General features: G+C 66.2%; 21 protein-coding genes, 1 tRNA gene and 1 pseudogene. 13 read left to right on the top strand and 10 right to left on the bottom strand.

Going from position 1 to position 19120, the window contains the following annotated elements:
- The 3 genes from glyA to hemA form a co-directional block, all read right to left on the bottom strand.
- Positions 1-1153 (bottom strand): serine hydroxymethyltransferase (gene glyA, locus B2U11_RS09605; RefSeq protein WP_292071371.1); only part of this gene is annotated, 1153 nt, incomplete at its 3' end.
- A gap of 78 nt (positions 1154-1231) precedes the next feature.
- A complete protein-coding gene (locus B2U11_RS09600) occupies positions 1232-1417 on the bottom strand; it encodes a DUF6898 family protein (RefSeq protein ID WP_292071370.1) in 186 nt (61 codons plus the stop codon).
- Positions 1414-2640 carry a 5-aminolevulinate synthase gene (hemA, locus tag B2U11_RS09595; RefSeq protein ID WP_292071369.1) on the bottom strand — a complete coding sequence of 409 codons (1227 nt, stop codon included), beginning with the start codon at positions 2638-2640 and terminating at the stop codon, positions 1414-1416. The genes B2U11_RS09600 and hemA overlap by 4 nt, the downstream gene beginning before the upstream one ends.
- Before the next feature lie 345 nt (positions 2641-2985).
- Here hemA and B2U11_RS09590 point away from each other — a divergent pair, with 345 nt between their 5' ends.
- Positions 2986-5133 carry a sodium-translocating pyrophosphatase gene (locus B2U11_RS09590; RefSeq protein WP_292071368.1) on the top strand — a complete coding sequence of 716 codons (2148 nt, stop codon included), beginning with the start codon at positions 2986-2988 and terminating at the stop codon, positions 5131-5133.
- 120 nt (positions 5134-5253) lie between these two features.
- On the opposite strand, the gene B2U11_RS09585 is transcribed toward B2U11_RS09590, so the two are convergent.
- Entirely contained in the window at positions 5254-5733 is a 480-nt protein-coding gene (locus B2U11_RS09585) for an outer membrane protein assembly factor BamE (protein WP_201216193.1), read from the bottom strand.
- A 93-nt stretch (positions 5734-5826) separates the two neighbouring features.
- Here B2U11_RS09585 and B2U11_RS09580 point away from each other — a divergent pair, with 93 nt between their 5' ends.
- The 9 genes from B2U11_RS09580 (at position 5827) to B2U11_RS09540 (ending at position 12085) form a co-directional block, all read left to right on the top strand.
- Positions 5827-6351 carry a ubiquinol-cytochrome C chaperone family protein gene (locus tag B2U11_RS09580; protein ID WP_292071367.1) on the top strand — a complete coding sequence of 175 codons (525 nt, stop codon included), beginning with the start codon at positions 5827-5829 and terminating at the stop codon, positions 6349-6351.
- A 6-nt stretch (positions 6352-6357) separates the two neighbouring features.
- Positions 6358-6879, top strand: coding sequence for a YceD family protein (locus B2U11_RS09575; protein WP_292071366.1), 522 nt, complete (start codon positions 6358-6360; stop codon positions 6877-6879).
- 56 nt (positions 6880-6935) lie between these two features.
- Entirely contained in the window at positions 6936-8051 is a 1116-nt protein-coding gene (gene plsX / locus B2U11_RS09570) for a phosphate acyltransferase PlsX (protein ID WP_414632953.1), read from the top strand.
- A complete protein-coding gene (locus B2U11_RS09565) occupies positions 8048-9025 on the top strand; it encodes a beta-ketoacyl-ACP synthase III (RefSeq protein ID WP_292071364.1) in 978 nt (325 codons plus the stop codon). The genes plsX and B2U11_RS09565 overlap by 4 nt, the downstream gene beginning before the upstream one ends.
- Before the next feature lie 77 nt (positions 9026-9102).
- Complete coding sequence (locus B2U11_RS09560) at positions 9103-9411, top strand: integration host factor subunit alpha (RefSeq protein ID WP_292071363.1); 309 nt, start codon at positions 9103-9105, stop codon at positions 9409-9411.
- A 5-nt stretch (positions 9412-9416) separates the two neighbouring features.
- On the top strand, positions 9417-9839 hold the full coding sequence (locus tag B2U11_RS09555) for a MerR family transcriptional regulator (protein WP_414632952.1): 423 nt from the start codon (positions 9417-9419) through the stop codon (positions 9837-9839).
- 60 nt (positions 9840-9899) lie between these two features.
- Positions 9900-9976, top strand: a tRNA-Pro gene (locus tag B2U11_RS09550).
- Between the two features lie 192 nt (positions 9977-10168).
- Entirely contained in the window at positions 10169-10759 is a 591-nt protein-coding gene (locus B2U11_RS09545) for a hypothetical protein (protein ID WP_292071362.1), read from the top strand.
- Between the two features lie 231 nt (positions 10760-10990).
- Positions 10991-12085 carry a CHC2 zinc finger domain-containing protein gene (locus B2U11_RS09540; protein WP_292071361.1) on the top strand — a complete coding sequence of 365 codons (1095 nt, stop codon included), beginning with the start codon at positions 10991-10993 and terminating at the stop codon, positions 12083-12085.
- Between the two features lie 244 nt (positions 12086-12329).
- Here the strand turns inward: B2U11_RS09540 and B2U11_RS09535 are convergent, their stop codons facing one another.
- Positions 12330-13184 carry a hypothetical protein gene (locus B2U11_RS09535; protein ID WP_292071360.1) on the bottom strand — a complete coding sequence of 285 codons (855 nt, stop codon included), beginning with the start codon at positions 13182-13184 and terminating at the stop codon, positions 12330-12332.
- A 238-nt stretch (positions 13185-13422) separates the two neighbouring features.
- Between B2U11_RS09535 and B2U11_RS09530 the strand changes: the two genes are divergently transcribed.
- Positions 13423-13653 (top strand): hypothetical protein, encoded by a 231-nt coding sequence (locus B2U11_RS09530; RefSeq protein WP_292071359.1) that lies wholly within the window; start codon positions 13423-13425, stop codon positions 13651-13653.
- A 166-nt stretch (positions 13654-13819) separates the two neighbouring features.
- On the opposite strand, the gene B2U11_RS09525 is transcribed toward B2U11_RS09530, so the two are convergent.
- From B2U11_RS09525 to B2U11_RS09510, 4 genes are all read right to left on the bottom strand, one after another.
- Positions 13820-14590 (bottom strand): site-specific integrase, encoded by a 771-nt coding sequence (locus B2U11_RS09525; protein WP_292071358.1) that lies wholly within the window; start codon positions 14588-14590, stop codon positions 13820-13822.
- Positions 14583-15230, bottom strand: coding sequence for an Arm DNA-binding domain-containing protein (locus B2U11_RS09520; protein ID WP_292071357.1), 648 nt, complete (start codon positions 15228-15230; stop codon positions 14583-14585). The genes B2U11_RS09525 and B2U11_RS09520 overlap by 8 nt, the downstream gene beginning before the upstream one ends.
- A 251-nt stretch (positions 15231-15481) precedes the next feature.
- On the bottom strand, positions 15482-15679 hold the full coding sequence (locus B2U11_RS09515) for a DUF2842 domain-containing protein (protein WP_292071356.1): 198 nt from the start codon (positions 15677-15679) through the stop codon (positions 15482-15484).
- A complete protein-coding gene (locus tag B2U11_RS09510; RefSeq protein ID WP_292071355.1) occupies positions 15679-15930 on the bottom strand; it encodes a transglycosylase in 252 nt (83 codons plus the stop codon). The genes B2U11_RS09515 and B2U11_RS09510 overlap by 1 nt, the downstream gene beginning before the upstream one ends.
- 130 nt (positions 15931-16060) lie before the next feature.
- On the opposite strand from B2U11_RS09510, the gene B2U11_RS09505 reads away from it, so the two are divergent.
- Complete coding sequence (locus B2U11_RS09505; protein WP_292071354.1) at positions 16061-17161, top strand: COX15/CtaA family protein; 1101 nt, start codon at positions 16061-16063, stop codon at positions 17159-17161.
- Here the strand turns inward: B2U11_RS09505 and B2U11_RS09500 are convergent.
- Positions 17130-18521, bottom strand: a complete 1392-nt coding sequence (locus tag B2U11_RS09500) for an alkaline phosphatase PhoX (protein ID WP_292071353.1) — start codon at positions 18519-18521, stop codon at positions 17130-17132. The two genes, B2U11_RS09505 and B2U11_RS09500, sit on opposite strands and share 32 nt — an antisense overlap.
- 267 nt (positions 18522-18788) lie before the next feature.
- Between B2U11_RS09500 and rplM the strand changes: the two are divergent.
- Positions 18789-19040, top strand: a pseudogene (gene rplM / locus B2U11_RS09495) (50S ribosomal protein L13); the annotation flags it as partial.
- Positions 19041-19120: the final 80 nt, after the last annotated feature.

Raw genomic sequence — 19120 nt, 5'->3', positions numbered from 1 at the left:
GGAACTCGGCCTCGCCGAAGCCGCGCGTGGTGCCGGCCGGCGTGCCCAGGCGGACGCCCGAGGTGACGGTGAAGGGCGCGGTGTCGAACGGCACGCCGTTCTTGTTGCAGGTCATCAGCGCCTTCTCGAGCTCGTGCTCGGTCGCCTTGCCGGTCACGCCCTTGGGGCGCAGGTCGACCAGCATCAGGTGGCTGTCGGTGCCGCCCGAGACGATGGCCAGGCCGCGATCGACCAGGACGGCGGCCAGGGCCTGGGCGTTCTTGACCACCTGCTGGGCGTAGAGCTTGAACTCGGGCTTCAGCGCCTCGCCGAAGGCCACGGCCTTGGCGGCGATGACGTGCTCCAGCGGGCCGCCCTGCAGGCCGGGGAAGACGGCCGAGTTGATCTTCTTGCCCAGGTCCGCGTCGTTGGACAGGATCATGCCGCCGCGCGGGCCGCGCAGGGTCTTGTGCGTGGTGGTCGTCACGACGTGGGCGTGCGGGATCGGGTCGGGATAGGCGCCGCCCGCGACCAGGCCGGCGTAGTGGGCCATGTCCACCATCAGATAGGCGCCGACGCTGTCCGCGATCTCGCGGAAGCGCTTGAAATCGATGTGGCGGCTGTAGGCGCTGGCGCCGGCCAGGATCAGCTTGGGCTTTTCGCGCTCGGCCATCTCGGCGACGTGATCGTAATCAATGAGATGGTCGTCTTCCTTTACCTTGTAGGTGACGGGGCGGAACCACTTGCCGGACTGGTTGGCGGGCGAGCCGTGGGTCAGGTGACCGCCGCACGCCAGGTCCATGCCCAGGAAGGTGTCGCCGGGCTGCAGCAAGGTGAAGAAGACCGCCTGGTTGGCCTGGGCGCCCGAGTGGGGCTGGACGTTGGCGAAGGCGGCGCCGAACAGCTTTTTGGCGCGCTCGCGCGCCAGATCCTCGGTGATGTCGACATATTCGCAGCCGCCGTAGTAGCGGCGACCGGGATAGCCTTCGGCGTATTTGTTGGTCAGGACGGAGCCTTGCGCGTCCAGCACCGCCTGGGAGACGATGTTTTCCGACGCGATCAGCTCGATCTGCTCTTTCTGACGGCCCAGTTCGCCCTGGATGCCCTTGAAGACGTCCGGGTCGGCGTCGGCGAGCGTCTTGGTGAAATAGGCGTCGTGAGTGAAGGCCGTCACGCTGAAATCCCCGCAAATCGGAAGCTGGCCTATCTAGGCCGCGGCGGGAAGAACCACAACATGTTGTGGTGAACGCGCTCAACCCTGGCCCAGAACACGCCTCAGTTTGGCGATCGCCACGCGTTCGACGGCCTTGGGTTCATTCGCCGGACCCATGGCGCTGACCTCGCGGCCGGTGGCGACGTGGATGGCCGAGCATTTGACGTAGGGGCCGTTGCGGACGAACTCGACGATGACCTCTCCGAGGTCGTCGCCGGTCGTCATGCGGCGACGGGCCGGCGCGCCACGTTGCAGTGGGAGAACAGCTTGTCCATCGCCTGGACCAGGTGATCCATCATCGCATCGGTGTGGTTCGGCGAGGGGGTGAAGCGCAGGCGCTCGGTCCCCTTGGGCACGGTGGGATAGTTGATCGGCTGGACATAGACGCCGAAGTCTTCCAGCAGCATGTCCGAGATCAGCTTGCAGTGGACCGGATCGCCGACCAGGACCGGGACGATGTGGCTTTCGGAAGCCATGACCGGCAGGCCGGCGGCTTCGAAGCGGGCCTTCAGGGTGGCGGCGCGCTCCTGATGCTGGTCGCGCAGCTCGGGGTGCGCCTTCAGGTGACGCACCGACGCCAGGGCGCCCGCGGTCAGCGCCGGGGGCAGGGAGGTGGTGAAGATGAAGCCCGACGCCCAGCTGCGAACCGCATCCACGATCACGGCGTCGGCGGCGATATAGCCGCCCATCACGCCGATGGCCTTGCCCAGGGTGCATTCGATGATGTCGATCTGGTCCAGCACGCCGTCGCGTTCGGCCACGCCGGCGCCGGTGTCGCCGTACAGGCCCACGGCGTGGACCTCGTCCAGATAGGTCAGGGCGCCGTACTTCCTGGCCAGGGCGATGGTGCCCTTCAGGTCGGCGATGTCGCCGTCCATCGAATAGACGCTTTCGAAGGCGATCAGCTTGGGCGCGTCGGCCGGCGCATCGGCCAGCAGGGCCTCCAGGTCCGCCAGGTCGTTGTGCTTGAACACGTGCCGCTCGCCGCCGCCGTGGCGGATGCCGGCGATCATCGAGGCGTGGTTCAGCGAATCCGAGAAGGTGATGAGGCCCGGCAGGATCTTCTGCAGGGTCGACAGGGTCGCCTCGTTGCCGACATAGCCCGAGGTGAACAGCAGCGCCGCTTCCTTGTGGTGCCAGGCGGCCAGCTCGGCCTCCAGGTCCACGGCGGGGCGGGTGGTGCCAGAGATGTTGCGCGTTCCGCCCGCGCCGGCGCCCATGTCGTCGAGCGCCGAATGCATGGCCTCAAGCACCGCCGGGTGCTGACCCATGCCCAGGTAGTCGTTGGAGCACCAGATCACCACGTCCTGCTCTGAGCCGTCCTCGCGCCGGCGCGTGGCGCGCGGGAATTGGCCGCGCACGCGCTTCAGGTCGGCGAAAACCCGATAGCGGCCCTCGCTGCGGACCTGCTCCACGGAGTTCTGAAAGGCGGCCTTATAGTCGAACAAGAGACGTGTTCTTTCGCTTATGGCGACGTGCCACGGTATTTGCGCCGCTCGAACGGGCTTGTCCATGTCCCCAACGTGGACAAAACGCCCCAAACCCTTAATTGATAACGGTTCTCAGGTTCGCCGGGCGGGGGCGGGGCCGCGCGGGACTTCCGGCGCCTGGCCAGGCTTGCATACCCCCGTTGCGCCATCGTTTGCCCCGTGACAGGCTCGCGCCTGCAATTTCCCAAAGGGACGCGCTTGTGCGTCCGCCGCGCTCGGGGGGACCGGAAGGCGGATAGAGGCGATAACGCCCGCCGCGCCAAGGGTCCGTGCGCTTCACTTTGCAAGGGCATGGAAACGCCAATGACCATTTATCTTTCGCTCGCCTTCGCGGCCGGCGTTCTGGGGGTGCTGTTCGGCGCCGTCCAGACCGGCGTGCTGATGAAGGCCAGCGCCGGCAACGACAAGATGCGAGAGATCGCGGCCGCCATCCAGGAAGGGGCCTCGGCCTATCTGAAGCGGCAGTACATGACCATCGGCCTGGTCGGGATCGTGATCCTGATCGCCGCCTTCTTCCTGATCGGCCCCTATGCGGCGGTCGGCTTCCTGATCGGCGCGGTGCTCAGCGGCGCGGCCGGCTATGCCGGAATGCTGATTTCGGTTCGGGCCAACGTCCGCACCGCCCAGGCGGCGTCGGAAAGCCTGGCCAAGGGGCTGAACCTGGCGTTCCGCTCGGGCGCCATCACCGGCATGTTCGTGGCCGGCGGCGCCCTGATCGGGGTGTCGGGCTACTATATCGTGCTGACGCACCACCTGGGACTGGCCCCGACCAGCCGCGAGGTGATCGACGGGCTGGTGGCGCTGGGCTTCGGCGCGTCGCTGATCTCCATCTTCGCGCGACTGGGCGGCGGCATCTTCACCAAGGGCGCCGACGTCGGCGGCGACATGGTGGGCAAGGTGGAGGCCGGCATCCCCGAGGACGATCCCCGCAACGCCGCCACCATCGCCGACAATGTGGGCGACAACGTCGGCGACTGCGCCGGCATGGCCGCCGATCTGTTCGAGACCTATGCGGTGACGACCGTGGCGACGATGGTGCTGGCGGCGATCTTCTTCCGCGACCAGCCCTATGTCGGCGTGATGATGGCCCTGCCGCTGGCGATCTGCGGCGCCTGCGTGGTCACCTCGATCATCGGCAGCTTCTTTGTGCGCCTGGGCAGGTCGAACAACATCATGGGCGCCCTCTATCAGGGCCTGATCGTCACCGGCGTGCTGTCCATCGGCGCGGTCTGGTGGGTGATAAACCAGATGGTGACCGGCCCGATCATCACCGTCGGCGGCCTTGAGATCCAGCCGATGGCACTGTTCTGGTCCGGCATGGTCGGCCTGGCGGTGACCGCGGCCATCGTGGTCATCACCGAATACTACACCGGCAGCCACTCGCGCCCCGTGCGCTCGGTCGCCAACGCCTCGGTGTCCGGGCACGGTACAAACGTGATCCAGGGCCTGGCCGTCTCGCTGGAGGCGACGGCGCTTCCGGCGCTGACGATCATCGTCGGCATCGTCGCCAGCTTCCAGCTGGCGGGCCTGTTCGGCATCGCCATCGCCACCACGACCATGCTGGGCGTGGCGGGGATGATCGTGGCGCTGGACGCCTTCGGCCCTGTGACGGACAACGCCGGCGGCATTGCCGAAATGGCGGGTCTGCCCTCGGAGGTGCGGCATTCGACCGACGCCCTGGATGCCGTGGGCAACACCACCAAGGCGGTGACCAAGGGCTACGCCATCGGCTCGGCGGGCCTGGGCGCGCTTGTGTTGTTCGCCGCCTATACGTCGGACCTGCAGTATTTCTCGGCCAATCCGGCGGACTATCCGTTCTTCGCGGGTATGAGAGAGATCGCCTTCGACCTGACCAACCCGTACGTCGTCGTCGGCCTGCTGTTCGGAGGGCTGCTGCCTTTCCTGTTCGGCGGCATGTCGATGATGGCGGTCGGCCGCGCGGCCGAATCGGTCGTGGCCGAGGTGCGCCGCCAGTTCCGCGAGAACCCCGGCATCATGACCTATCAGGTGAAGCCGGAGTATGGACGGGCGGTCGACATCCTGACCAAGGCGGCGATCCGCGAGATGATCGTGCCGTCGCTGCTGCCCGTGCTGTCGCCCATCGTGTTGTTCGTCGGCGTCCTGGCCATCTCGGACAAGGCCAACGCCTTCGCGGCGCTGGGGGCCATGCTGATGGGGGTGATCGTCACCGGTCTGTTCGTCGCCATTTCGATGACGTCGGGCGGCGGCGCCTGGGACAACGCCAAGAAGGTGATCGAGGAAGGCTTCACCGACAAGAACGGTGTGGTCCACGGCAAGGGGTCGGAGGCGCACAAGGCGGCCGTCACCGGCGACACCGTGGGTGATCCCTACAAGGACACCAGCGGCCCGGCGGTGAACCCGATGATCAAGATCACCAACATCGTGGCCCTGCTGTTGCTGGCGGTCCTGGCCAGCGGGGGCGTCGGCTGATTTCGGCCGCCGCCTGAAACACGAAAGCCCCGGAGAGCGATCTCCGGGGCTTTTTTGGTGGCCTATGCTCGCGACGCGGTCGCTCGCGGCTTGAGGCCGGGTAGGTCTTTTGGAGAGCCCTTAGTCCGGGCGGCGCTGGCCGGGGATGTCTTCCTCGGTGCGGGGCAGTTGGCCGCGACCGACGTTGCCCAACAGTTGTTCCAGCACGGTCAGCGAGCGGCCGCGCGTGGGCGTCTCGTTGGAATTCATGGCGATCTGCTCGCCGTCGGACAGGCCCAGGGTGCGCACGGCCGCGACCTTGTCGCCGCCGTCCTCGAAGGTGATCTCGGTGACGGTGCGCCGAGAGATGACGGGCCGGTTGTAGGTGTATTTCTCGGTCGTCTGGCTGATGTAATACCAGACCTGGTCCGGCTCGAAGGTCGAGGTGGTCGACGGCGAGCCCAGCTTGGCCAGCACCGTCTCCTTGGTGTCCGTGCCCGCCACCACGTCCTGGGGCTTGGCGTCGATGGCCTGGAAGCCGTTGTTGCCGATGGTCGGCGCGCAGGCGGCGCTGAGGCCGGCCAGCGAAACGGCGACGAGAAGCGGGGCGAAACGGGACATGATCGGGCGCCTGCGAGGGAACAAGGTCTTTGACCTAGACGGACCCGCGTCCTAGTTCAACGTCGCGGCGTAAAAGGGGCCGCGCGGGACACCATGCTGAAAAACCTCTTCAAGACGCGGCCCGGCGGCCGGATCGGCGACGATCTCTACGCCCTGGCCGTGGCCCAGGCCCGCAATCCGGCCTTCTACACCCGACTGGGCGTGGATGACCGCATCGACGCGCGATTCGAACTCTACACCCTTCATGTCCTGCTGATTGTGATGCGGCTGCGCGACGAGAACACCCCGCGGGGCCAGGAAACCGCCCAGGCCCTGTTCGACGTCTATGTCTCGGCCCTGGACCACGCCCTGCGCGAGGAAGGCGTGGGCGACATCTCGGTCGGCAAGAAGATGCGAAAGCTGGGCGAGGCGCTTTATGGGCGGATGACGGCCTATGAGGGGCCGCTGCGCGGGGGCGACGCGGAAGCCCTGGCTCAGGCCCTGTCGCGCAACGTCTATGGCGCCGACGATGCGGAACACGCCGGCGCGCTGGCGCGCTACGCCCTGGCGGCCCGCGCGGGTCTGGGCGCGCAGGATTTCAACGCGGTGCTGGCCCGGCCCGCCTGGGGCGACGTCTAGAGAGCCATGAAAGACCTTCCCTTCACCGACACGGTGCGAATCAACCAGATCGGCGCGGGCCTGAGCCGGCGGCTGGAACCGGACGCCGAAGCGCGCAAGCGGATCGCCCGGTCGCTGGACCTGCAGGGGTTGGACGACTTCGTCGCCGAGGTCGACCTGGCCCCGACGCCGTCGTCCAGCGCCTGGACCCTGAAGGGGCGGGTCAGGGCCTATGCGGTCCAGACGTGCGGCCTGACACTGGAGCCGCTGCCCGTCGACGTGGATCGTCGCTTTTCCATCCAGCTGGTCGAATCGGCGCCTCAGGAGGCCGAGGAGATCGAGGTGACGCTGGACGAGGACGACGTTGATCCCATCGAGGACGGCAAGATCGATCTGGGCCAGTACGCGGTCGAACAGCTGGCGCTGTCGCTGGACCCGTTCCCGCGCAAACCCGGCGCCGCATTCGTCCAACCGGAGGAGCCGGGCGAGATTTCGCCCTTCGCCGCCCTCAAGGCCCTGAAGCCGAGCGGCGAGCCGGGCCGAGGTTGACCTAGCGGCCGGTTGGTTGCATCCCCCGGCCGAGGCGTTATCGTCCCGCGCCCCACATGAGGCGTCGCGACAAGACGACGCGGCCATACGAGGTCCCATTGCCAGCCCCAGTAACGATCTCGCTTGACGCCATGGGCGGCGATCACGGGCCGTCCGTCGTCGTGCCCGGCGTCCGCAGCTATCTCCGCACCCATGGCGGCGAGGGGGTGCGCTTCCTGCTGCACGGCGACGAGGCTGTGATTGCGCCCGAACTGTCGCGCTGCGGCCTGACCGAAATCTGCGAGATCCGCCACACCGACAAGGTGGTGGCGATGGACGAAAAGCCGGCCCAGGCCATGCGCCGCGGCAAGGGCTCCAGCCTGTGGAACGCCATCGAGGCGGTGAAGACCGGCGAGGCGGGCGGGGTCGTCTCGGCCGGCAACACCGGCGCGCTGATGGCGATTTCGAAGCTGATCCTGCGGATGGCGGCGCCGGGGCTTGAACGCCCGGCCATCGTCGCCAGCTGGCCGACCTTCAAGGGCGTGACGGCGGTGCTGGACGTCGGCGCCAACATCGGCAGCGACGCCGAACAGCTGGTCGAGTTCGCCATCATGGGCGAGGCCTTCCAGACGGCGGTTCACGGCGTCGCGCGCCCGAGCATCGGCCTGTTGAACGTCGGATCCGAGGACATGAAGGGCAACGAGCAGGTGCGCCAGGCCCACGCCATCCTGCGCGACGGTCCGTTCGAGCTGAACTATCACGGCTTCGTCGAGGGCGACGACATCGGCAAGGGCACGGTGGACGTTGTCGTCACCGACGGCTTCACCGGCAATATCGCCTTGAAGACGGCCGAGGGGACGGCGCGCTATGTCTCGGCCCTGCTGCGTGAGGCCCTGACCTCTAACCTGCAGGCCAAGCTGGGCGCGGCCATCGCCATGCCGGCCCTGCGCCGGATGCGCGACAAGATCGACCCCAGCGCCATCAACGGCGGCCCCCTGCTGGGACTGAACGGCATCGTGGTCAAAAGCCACGGCGGCGCCGACGCCAAGGGTTTCGGCAACGCCATCCGCATCGCCGTCGATCTGGCCCGCAGCGACTACATGACCAAGGTCGGCGCCAATCTGGGTCGGCTGGAGACCGTGTTCGAGCACGCCGCCCCCGCCGGCGAAACCACCGGAGACTCCCCCCAGTGAGCGTCACCCGCAGCGCCGTCACCGGCGTCGGCTCCTTCCTTCCGGAGCAGATCGTCACCAACGCCGACCTGGCCGATATCGTCGACACCTCCGACGAGTGGATCCAGGAACGCACCGGCATCAAGCAACGCCACAAGGCGCGCGACGACCAGCCGACCAGCGATCTGGCGCTCGAGGCGGCGAAAAAGGCGCTGATCGACGCCGGCAGGACGGCGGCGGACGTGGACCTGATCATCGTCGCCACCACCACGCCGGACATGACCTTTCCGGCCGTGGCCTCCATCGTCCAGCGCAAGCTGGGCGCGCCGGTGGGGATCGCCTTCGACGTCCAGGCGGTGTGCTCCGGCTTCGTCTATGCGCTCAGCGTCGCCGACGGCTTCGTGGCGCGCGGCCTGTCCAAGTGCGCGCTGGTCATCGGCGCCGAGGAAATGACCCGGCTGATGGACTGGACCGACCGGACCACCTGCGTCCTGTTCGGCGACGGCGCCGGGGCGGTGGTGCTGGAGCCGCGCGAAGGGCAGGGGAGCGCCGCCGACCAGGGTATGCTGGGCTTCGCCCTGCGCGCCGACGGGACCAAGACCGATCTGCTCTATGTCGACGGCGGCCCGGCCTCGACCGGCACAGTCGGCCACCTGCGCATGGCCGGCAACCAGGTCTTCCGTCACGCCGTGGTCAACATCGCCGAAGGCATCACCGCCGCCTGCGAGGCCGCCGGCATCCAGGTCTCCGACGTCGACTGGTTCGTGCCCCACCAGGCCAACCAGCGGATCATCAAGGGCGTGGGCGACCGGCTGGGCCTGGACGAGGACAAGGTGGTCTCCACCGTGGCGATGCACGCCAACACGTCGGCCGCCTCAATTCCGTTGGCGCTGGACGCGGCGATCAAGGACGGCCGCATCAAGAAGGGCGACATGGTGCTGCTGGAGGCGATGGGCGGCGGCCTGACCTGGGGCGCCTGCGCGATCCGTCTGTAGAATAGCGCCTGGGCCATTGATTTCCGGCGGGTTTCGCGTCTCTATGCGAACTTCAGGCACTCAGGGAGGCGGTCGCCATGGCTGGACAGCATACCCTCACGCGCGCGGATTTGTGCGAGGCGGTTCACGCGGAAGTCGGACTGTCGCGCCAGGAGTGCTCGCAACTGGTAGAACGCACCCTGGATCTGATCGTCGACGCGCTGGAGCGCGGCGAGACGGTCAAGCTGTCGGGCTTCGGCGTCTTCCAGGTGCGCGAGAAGCGCGCCCGCATGGGCCGCAACCCCAAGACCGGCGAACCCGCCGCGATCAGCCCGCGCCGGGTCATCAGCTTCCGCGCCTCGCAGATCATGAAGGGGCGTGTGCACGACGCGGTTCTGGAGGACTGATCGCCGTGGCCTCGCCCAAGAGCGCCAACGCCTTTCGCACCATTTCCGAGGCGGCCGAGGAAGTCGGCGCGCCCCAGCACGTGCTGCGGTTCTGGGAAACCAAGTTCGCCTTCGTCGCGCCGGTGAAGCGGGCGGGCGGACGGCGCTTCTATCGCCCGGCCGACATCGCGGTGCTCAAGGCCGTCAAGCGGCTGCTGCATGACGAAGGGCTGACGATTCGCGGCGTGCAGCGCCTGCACAAGGATCACGGCCTCAAGCGGCTTCTCGGCGCGGATGCGTCGCTGTTGGTCGATGATGGCGAGACGACGGATTCGGCGGGCGCGCCTTCAGAGGCTGGGGAAACGCCTGTCGACGCTGCGCGACTGCGCGCCGTACTGGCCGATCTGGAGCGGGCGAGGGCCCGGTTGGACGCCGTTCTTTCACACTAGGTGGAAAACCCGGTTTTTGGGTTTGCGGCGCGCGAGGCGCCCGTCTATAGGGAGCGCCTTCGGAGCGTGGCGCAGCCTGGTAGCGCACTTGACTGGGGGTCAAGGGGTCGCAGGTTCGAATCCTGTCGCTCCGACCATTTCCTTGAAGGAATTTGGTTGGTTACGAGGGCCGCATTCGTGCGGCCCTCGTCGATTCCGGCTCGTTGTCACAGTCGTTGTCACAAGCAAGCGATTTAGCGGCCGCATTCGGGCTCTCGCCGCTCCATAGTGACCATCGCTCGCCGTCGTGCTTAGTCTACCAAACAGCAGGCGCATGCAGCAGGAAGGCGATGCCCAACCTCGACGCAGAGATCACTCGGCAGCTGGTCCAGCATTTCAGGGTTGAGGCAGCTGCCTATCAGCGACAGTGGACGCTCTCACTGGGGATCGGGTGCGGAGGAGCGGCCATCGCCCTTATTTCCCTAGCCGCGAACCTGCCGGACCCAAACTTCGCCTTTCGCCTGTTCGCCCCGTCTCTCTGGATTTTTCTGGTTGGCATCGCCTCGGCTGCCGCGAGCCTTCCGGTCGCGGCTCTCAGGTCGACCAACATCGGTGTGCATTTCTCAGAAGCGTTCAATCGAGAGCAGTTTCAGTCGGCGACCAGAGCGATGCCAGAATTCATCACGGCCCCTAAGAGCCTGGGCGAGGAGATGAACGCTCCTCGGAACAAGCTCATCGAGAAGGGTAACAGGGCGCATGATCGGGCCGAGAAGGCATGGCGCATGCGGGACCTTTGGGGCGTCATTCTTACTGGCCTCCTTGGGATCGCAGCCGCCGCGTTCCTGGTCGGTGTCGCTCTCCCGCTCGCGCACATATCTAACGGCGGACTGCTTGCTCCTTCCGAGAAGGCTCACGCTGCGCCTGTCGAGGCGAAGCAATGAGGCCTGGTTGGAATCTTGTTACATCGTATCCGTGGCCCGAATTAACTTAGCGGCTATGCGACGCTCGCAATGACGCCGCGATGGTGCACCCGACCTAGAGAACGTGGATTCTGACGAATATCGGCCCATTCCGTCGCCAGCAGCCCGTGCGGGCCGAGCTTGCGCGAGGGGCGGGCATTGCTACAACTCGGAATGGATGGGGGACGTTTGGCCATGCAGCTGAGTAAGGATTTGAGCGAGATTCTGCGTCGCGCAGACATCGTCGAAATCGCTCGCCGTTTGGGGCTCAAGCTCGGCCGCAATGAGGGCGGTTTTACGCGAGCTCTGTGTCCCTTCCATGAGGACAGGGACCCCTCCCTAGCGCTGTATTCGGAACCTGGGAATCCTCATTATTTCTGCTTTGCCTGCGGCGCCAGCGGGGGCCTGATCGATCTCGTCGAGAAACAGCGGCACACGACCCGAGGCGAAGGGGTCCGCTGGCTCGCTGAGGTCGTTGGCGTGGATCTCCCGAAGGGTCGAGTAGATGGTGACGCCGTTGATGCAGCAGGCGTCACCCGCTTCACCGACTGGCTCGACAAACACAACGATCAGGCTCTGATGGCGGCGTTTGCCCACCGCCGGGGCCTGTCGGTTGAGACCTTTGCCAGCGCCGGGGCGCGGGCTGTCGACATGGGCCGGCTCAAGCCCAACCAGTTGACCCCTGGAGACCGTTCAGCCTACGAGCGCGCCGGCGTGCTCATACGTCGCCGCGACACACTGGTCCCCGTCGTAAACGGTCCCCAGATCGTCTTCCCCCTCGGCAGCTATCCTGCCGCTTTCCTGTTTCGGACCGCTGGCCCTGATGTTTCCGGCGCGGGCAAGCGGACCCGCTATCGCTTCTCCAAGGGATTCCGGAAGGCGGAAACGCTTTTTGGCCTAGATGAAGCCCGGCTGCGCATCAGTGGAGGAGGCGACCCAGACGGCCTGTTCGTGGTCGAGGGGGTCATGGATGTGCTCCGACTGCGTGAGCTTGGAATGACCGCGGTCGCCGTCCTCGGTGCCAGCGTGTCCGCGAACCAGGCGGCGCAGATCCAAGCCGCGGCTACCTCTGGCGACAAAGTCGTTCCCATTCACCTTTTCCTCGACGCCGATGAGGCCGGCCGTCGTGCCACCGCGTCAGCTATCCGCGCATTGTTCGAAAGCGAAGACTTGGCACCGGTCGACGTGGTCGAGGCGGATCAACCTGGCGATCCCGACGAGCTGCTTCGCGGCCTCGATCCGATCAGTGCACGCACTCAGCTGGCTGCTTGGACCTATAGCGTACTAGCGGCCCTGACGCGGCAGTAAACCAATCTCCCGATTTCGTCGGCTCTTGCTGAACTCCCAGCCGCACGGCCGCTCCTGAGAGTGGAGGTCTTGCGTTATGCGGTCTCCCAGTTGGGGGCGCGCTGGCGCAGACTGCGCGAGACCGCCGATCCCGATGCCACCTATCTGCCGGGTTCCGTCTCTCCCCCGCGCACTTGGCTCTATGACGCTGTGGATCGCGCGGTCGTGCGCGATGTCGCACCCGTTCGACGCTCGCAGGTTCCCGCTACGGACCCCACGCCGGGTGATGACGACGTCTTTCTGAGGCGGGCGCTCCGGATAGCCCAGTCCTCCAACTTCCGTAGGGAATATCCCTTCGATTGGGGCGGGATGACTCGCTTGGCTTTGGCTCCCAATGCCGCGAGTCAGGCCGCCAGGGCCCTCTTGGAGGACGCCGAGCGGCCGCCGTTGCCGTATGCGGCCCGGATCGCCTTTCGAGAAGCCGGCCGACGATCTCCTGGCGGTCCTCCCCGAACTGCTGACCGACCTTGCAGCGCAGAAGGAGGTCGGCCGCCCAGGTTTCAAGCCGCCAGTTGCTCGAGGATCCCGCAGCCTCAAGCTCAGCGAGCGTCGGAGTCTGCCCGTCGTCGAGCCCAGTCAGGGCGGCGTCGATGTCCGTCGGGGCATAGACGCGGCAACCTAGCGGGGGCTGCGTGATCGTCTGGTAGGACACCACGGGATAGCGAACGCGCGTCGGGATTATCGGTGGATTGTAGAGCAGGTAGTAGACGGCGTCGCCTAACTCCTCGTTCAGCCTGTCGATCACGGCGACCTGGTCGCTGCCCGCCTTGAGCGCGCCGTAGTGGCAGTCAGCTGTGAACTCAAACTTCCGGTGAAGCCGACCCAAGGGCGAATTGGGGTCGCGGCGCAGAAACTTGTTCATGCCGTAAGCGAAGCCGACCGGGTCCTCATCGTCGACATCGTTGTTCAAGGGGTAAAGCCTTTTGGATTGCAGCAGCCCGATCTTCTGGGAAACCAGAGCGCCGTCCCGGTAGACAAACACGAGCACCGCGATGTCGGCGGTTTCCCACGGGCCGAGCCGTCGCAGACCGCCGATATTATGCACGTTCATTTCGACCACGGCTCCGGAGGGAGGAAGCGAGGCGGTGAATAGGGAATGATCGCCTCTATCAGGCCATCGTCGAGGGCCGTCTCTCGCATGTTGGGCACGTTTAGCAAGCGCTCGGTGACCCGGCGGTTCGCCTCAGCGAAAACGGCGCGAAACCAGTCCACGGCATCGTCAGGAATATGCGGCCAAGTTGTCATGCAGCATCAATAGCAACGCTGGAGTCCTCCGTCGTCACCTATGGAGGATCGCCTTGACGTTGTTGGCTGGTCGATCAACGCTACGGGTAATGTGGGGAATCGTTCTGACCAATGCAGCGGGCGAGGCGGTCGAGAAGCTGACCGTGGAAGCCCCTTTTGAGTCCCTGCGAGACCAGTGCCGGCAGGCGCTCGCGGCGCGTCCGGATGCGGTTTTCGCGCGAGTTGTTTCGACGGACGGCCTGTTTGATTTTGCTTATCCCGACGGAGCCGCCACCGCGGCGTGAGGGACGGGCTGCTGATCAAATCCAGGACAACGGGTTTTTGGGAAGGCTGCCAGACGGATCCTGAACCGCGCACAAGTGCAGAGGGGCCTGTGACCAGCGCCACAAAATCAGGTTAGCATCGTGGGCCGTTGGTCCACACCGCGAGACACCGCAGGCGTTGCCAGACTCAAGCAGCGGCTGCGGGATCGTGAAACAGCAGACGGGCCGGAGCGGGCAAGGCCGGAACCGCTGGTTCGTCTAGTTCGGTTCCGGGCCGAACCGCCGCGAGGATCAGGCGCTCCAGGCATTCGATCGCTTCGCGCTTTTCCTCCAGATAGTCGTGCTGGACGTAGACCGACATCGTGATCGAAGAGCCGCCACCGAGCTCGTTGGCGTGGTTGAGCAGCTTGGACAGGATGAAGGGACTGACCCGCGCCTTGGCGAGCCGGGTCGCACCGCTGCGACGCAGATCGTGGACCGTGATGTCGGGGATGTCGATCGCCGCCCGGATGTCGCGCATGGCGTGGCTGATCGCCGAAGGATGGATCGCGCCGGGCGTCTCGCCGCGGCCGACGAACACGAAAGGCGAGGGTTTTTCGCCGTCGGCAGGTTTCGGGCGCAGCGCCAAGGCTTCTCTGATCAGCAGGATCGAGAACTCGCCGAGCGGGACTACGGTCGTACGGCTGGCCTTGGTGCGCCCGGCCGGGATCGTCCAGGTCCGCTCGGTGAAGTCCAGTTCGGCGACTCTCATCTCGGCGACCTCTGCGCGCCGCTGGAGCAGGAGCGCCGCCAGCTGGATCGCGATCCGGATCGGCCGGCCGACCATGAGTGCTTCGTCGCGGCCCTTCGGCAGCGGGCGTCGATAGCCCGAAGTGTCCTCAAGCGCGCGCCAGAGCGCCCGCAGTTCAGTATCGTTCAGGACCCGGGTGCGGGGCGTTTCCTCGGCGAGATCATCCAACTGCTGGGCGGGGTTCTTGAGAACGCGGTCCTCGGTGATGCCCCAGGCGAAGATCTGGCTGATGAGGCTGCGAGCGCCGATTCGAGGTGACGCCCTTGCCCTCCTGAAGGATGTCCCGGAGACGCTTGCGCACGACGGCCTTGGTGACCGCCTCGATCCGGAGGGAGGCGAGCGGGCGCAGGTGCTTCTTGTAGAGATTCCGCTCCGAGAGGATCGTGGGCGGTCGCTTGCGCTTCTTGCTCGGACGATACTCGCCGCTTTCAGTCGCCTGGAAGTAGCCCTGCGCCATATCGAAGGTCCGGAGCGGCTGTTCCTTGGCCTCGGCCTTGACGACCTGAATCTCGATCGCCGGATCACGGCCGGCATCGACATCCGTCTGAAGCTTCCGCGCCTTGGCCCGGGCGCCCGCCACCGTCAGCGCCTGCTTGTCCCCGCCAGCCTGGTCCGGCGACACATACCGGCCCAGGCGGACACGGGGCGGGGTCCCGTCAGGGCGGCGGTAGCGATAGCCCCAGACTTTTGAATGCCCGGAAACGCGTAGATAGAGACCTCTCAGGTCGGTATCCCAGAGTTCCAGCCGCCCGCCCTCGGCAGTCTTGAGCGCGGCGACGGTCCGGTCTGTCAGTCTTGTCGCAGCCATCGAATTCCTCGTCCGCAGTCCCCGATTTCTGGGGAGCATATGGGGAGCAAAATGCAGGGACTCGTAGAATAGCGATGAAATGCGACGCGTCAAAAATTATCATCTAAACAACGCACTAGCACAGTCCTGAAAAGGCATTGGAGGCCGCTGGGGGTCAAGGGGTCGCAGGTTCGAATCCTGTCGCTCCGACCATTCTTGAAAAACAGAATGACTTTGGTGGGGTCGTCCTTGCGGGCGGCCCCATCGTCGTTTCAGCGCCCGCGCTCGGCCCATTTCAGCAGCGGGATAAGCGGCAGGCCCCAGGCCGTGCCGCCGACGGCGAAGAACAGGAAGTCGATCCATTGCGACGCTGGCAGAAGCTCGCGCAGGACGATCAGGGCCCAGACCCAGAAGGCCAGGAAGGCGAGAACGCCGAAGGCGGCGACCAGCCGGCGCAGGCGCGGGTGCATCAGCGCTTGCTCCGGAAAAGGAAGAAGGCGACCAGGCAGATCACCGAGCCGATCAGCGACCAGGGAATCCAGACCCAGCTGTCCATTGTGCTGACCGCGAAGACCCGCACGGCCAGGAACCAGCCGCACAGCAGGCCGATCCCCGAGACCAGGGCGGTCCCGCCCAGTCCGCGCCGCCCCGTCAGCAGATCGGCGATCCAGGCCAGCAGCAGGCCGCCGGCGGCGGCGGCGACAATGTCCAGATACTGCACGCGATCTCCTTGGGCCCGCCGCTCTTAACCTAAACAGACTCGATCTTGGCGGCCGAGGGGGGCATACCGCACCGGTCGCTTTCGATCACCGTCGAAACGGCAGCATATCCGTGTCAGCGTCGAGCGTCGAATGAGCCGTTTCGGAAATCCAGACCGCAATCGCGCCGTGGCCGTGTGGCTGTTCGCCACGGCGGCCCTGGTGTTCCTGATGGTCGTGGTGGGCGGGATCACCCGCCTGACCGGTTCGGGACTGTCGATCACGGAATGGAAGCCCATCATGGGCGCCATCCCGCCGCTGAACCAGGCGGACTGGATGGAGGCGTTCGACAAGTACCGCCAGATTCCGCAGTACGCCCAGATCAACGCCGGCATGACGCTGGACGAGTTCAAGTTCATCTTCTTCTGGGAATGGTCGCACCGTTTGCTGGGGCGGCTGATCGGTCTGGTCTTCTTCCTGCCCCTGGTCGCGTTCCTGGTGTTGCGGGCCACGCCGCCGCTGGCCAGGCTGCATCGACTGGCCCTGCCGGATCGCCTTGTCTGGCGCTGCGTGATGCTGCTGGCGCTGGGCGGGCTGCAGGGGCTGATCGGCTGGTGGATGGTGTCCAGCGGCCTGTCGGAGCGGGTCAGCGTCGCGCCCGAACGGCTGGCGGTGCACCTGGGCCTGGCCTTCATCCTGTTCTCGGCTCTGATCTGGACCGGCCTGGAAGCGTGGAACGGGGAGGATCATGGTCGCCCGCCGGCCGGTTGGGCGCGCGGCGCCGCCGTCCTGCTGGGCGCGGTCTTCCTGCAATGTCTGCTGGGCGCGCTGGTCGCAGGCGGCAAGGCGGGGCTGGTCTATACCGACTGGCCGCTGATGAACGGCGCCGTGCTGCCGCCGGCGGACTGGAGCCTGGGCGCCGCCGCGCTGCTGCACGACCAGGCGCTGACCCAGTTCAATCATCGTCTGGTCGCCTACGGCCTGCTGATCGGCGCCAGTCTCTACGCCTTCCAGGCCTGGCGCTGGCGCGTGGCCGAGGGCATGGGTTTTTCCGCCTTCACGCTGGCGGGGGCGGTCTGGCTTCAGGCCCTGCTGGGGATCGTCACCCTGATGCACGCCGTGCCGTTGTGGTTGGGCGTGCTGCATCAGGCGGGGGCGGCGATCGTGCTGGCGCTGGCCACGGCCAATCTGTGGGTCGTGCTGAGGGCTCAGCCCCGGCTGTTCATGTCCGGACCGAGGTCCATGGGCCTCTGATCGCCAGGGTCATGCCCGGGTACATGATGTTGACGAACAATACCTGGCCGTCCGGTGAGAAGCAGGCTCCGGCGAACTCGGCGTTGCCGGTAAACACGTTGCGCGCAATCGTATAGACGCGGCCGTCCGGCGTGACCCCCTTCAGGTGGTTGCGTAGGGTGTCGGAATAGTTGTCCTCGCACACCACCAGGTGGCCCCAAGGCGCGACGGTGATGTTGTCACCCATGTTCAGGGTTCTCTCGTCCGCGCTCTCCACGAACAGCTGAAGCCGGTCGGCGGCGCCGTCGACACCGGGAACCAGGCGCAGGATCTGTCCGCGCCGGATCGGGCCGCCCGAGGTTGCGGTGAAGTACATTTCATCGTCGCCCCACCAGACGCCTTCGCCGCGCGCAACCAGCGCCGCCCCGGCCGCATGGCCGCGCGCGGCCAGGTCGCCGTTCGGCGATTCCACGTCCTCCAAATCGATCCAGTCGACCTCGCGCCAATCGCCGACAGCCCAGGCGCGGGCGTCCTGGTTGCGCGTGTCGGCCGAGGGCGATCCCTTCCACGCCATGGCCTGCAGCCGGCCGCCCTGGGCCAAGCGGCCCGGTGTCGTGGGAATGAAGCGGTAGAACAAGCCGGCGTTGTCGTCTTCGGTCAGATAGACGATCCCGGTTCTCGGATCGACGCAGACGGCCTCGTGGTCGAACCGCCCCATGGCCTTCAACGGGATGGGATCGACGAGGCCGGTCGCGGTCGCCGAAACCTCGAACACCCAGCCGTGCGGCTTGGTCACGTCGGCGTCGGCGGGCGTCTCCAGCGTTTCCTCGCACGAGAGCCAGCTGCCCCACGGCGTCGGCCCGCCGCAACAGTTGGTCGAGGTGCCCGCCAGCGTCAGGCGCTGGCTGATCTTCCGCCGCGTCTCCAGGTCATAGACGATCGTGGAGCAGCCGCCGGGCAGGGGGCGGCCGTCCCTGTAGGTGTCATAGGCCCGCGCCGCGTCCAGCCGGCCGATCTCCTCCTGATGCAGACCGCCCGGCCCCAGGTTGCGGTGCAATGCGCTGGAGCCCTTCAGTTCGTGATTGAGCACCAAGGCGACGCGCGAACCGTCCAGCGGAAAACAGGCCATGCCGTCCGGCTGGCCCGGCGCGAACAGGCCGTCGTCCATCCGGTCGCCGCTCTGGGCCACGACTTGGTAGGAAAAACCCTCGGGAAGATCGAGCAGGCGGTTCGGGTCGCGCACCAGCGGACCATAGCCGGCGACCTCGTTGACATAGGTTTCCTCCCCGGCGCCGGGCGCCTCGGCAAGCGCATGGCGCGCCAGTCCGGCGAAGGCCAAGGCGGCGGCGGAGGTCAGGGCGCGGCGGCGATGAAGACGCATGGTCGGCTCCGGCGGGGCAGGGGACGGCCTCCGATGGCGCACAAACGTCATGGTTTGATGACGGCAGACGTTATTTCGTAACAATCAGGCCGATGTTGCACGGGTATTTTAATACCATATCTGGAAAGTGACGCTAAATCAGTTGCTTGCGACGGTATGGCTACAGAAAGCGACATTGACGCATCCCGTCACCTCCTGTATCAGCCCGCCTTCCTTCGGTTCCTTCGGGAGCCGGACCCGATTTTCGTCTCCAGGAACAACCTCATGCTGAAGAGCACCACGGCTTCGCTGAAGCCGGCCGAGGTCGAGAAGAAGTGGATCCACATCGACGCCGAAGGCGTCGTGGTGGGCCGCCTCGCGACCTTCATCGCCAACCGCCTGCGCGGCAAGCACCTGCCGACCTACACCCCGCACGTTGACTGCGGCGACTACGTCGTCGTCACCAACGTCGACAAGGTGGTGTTCACCGGCAAGAAGAACACCGACAAGGTCTACTATCGCCCAGAACCTTCTCCGGGGTGGTTTCCTTGATGCCGCCCGGGTGGCCGGTGTGGCGATAGTAGACCTTGTCGGTGTTCTTCTTGCCGGTGAACACCCCC

The sequence above is a fragment of the Brevundimonas sp. UBA7534 genome (genome assembly GCF_002479325.1).
Classification (GTDB): domain Bacteria; phylum Pseudomonadota; class Alphaproteobacteria; order Caulobacterales; family Caulobacteraceae; genus Brevundimonas.
This window is presented reverse-complemented; position numbering and strand designations above follow the sequence as displayed.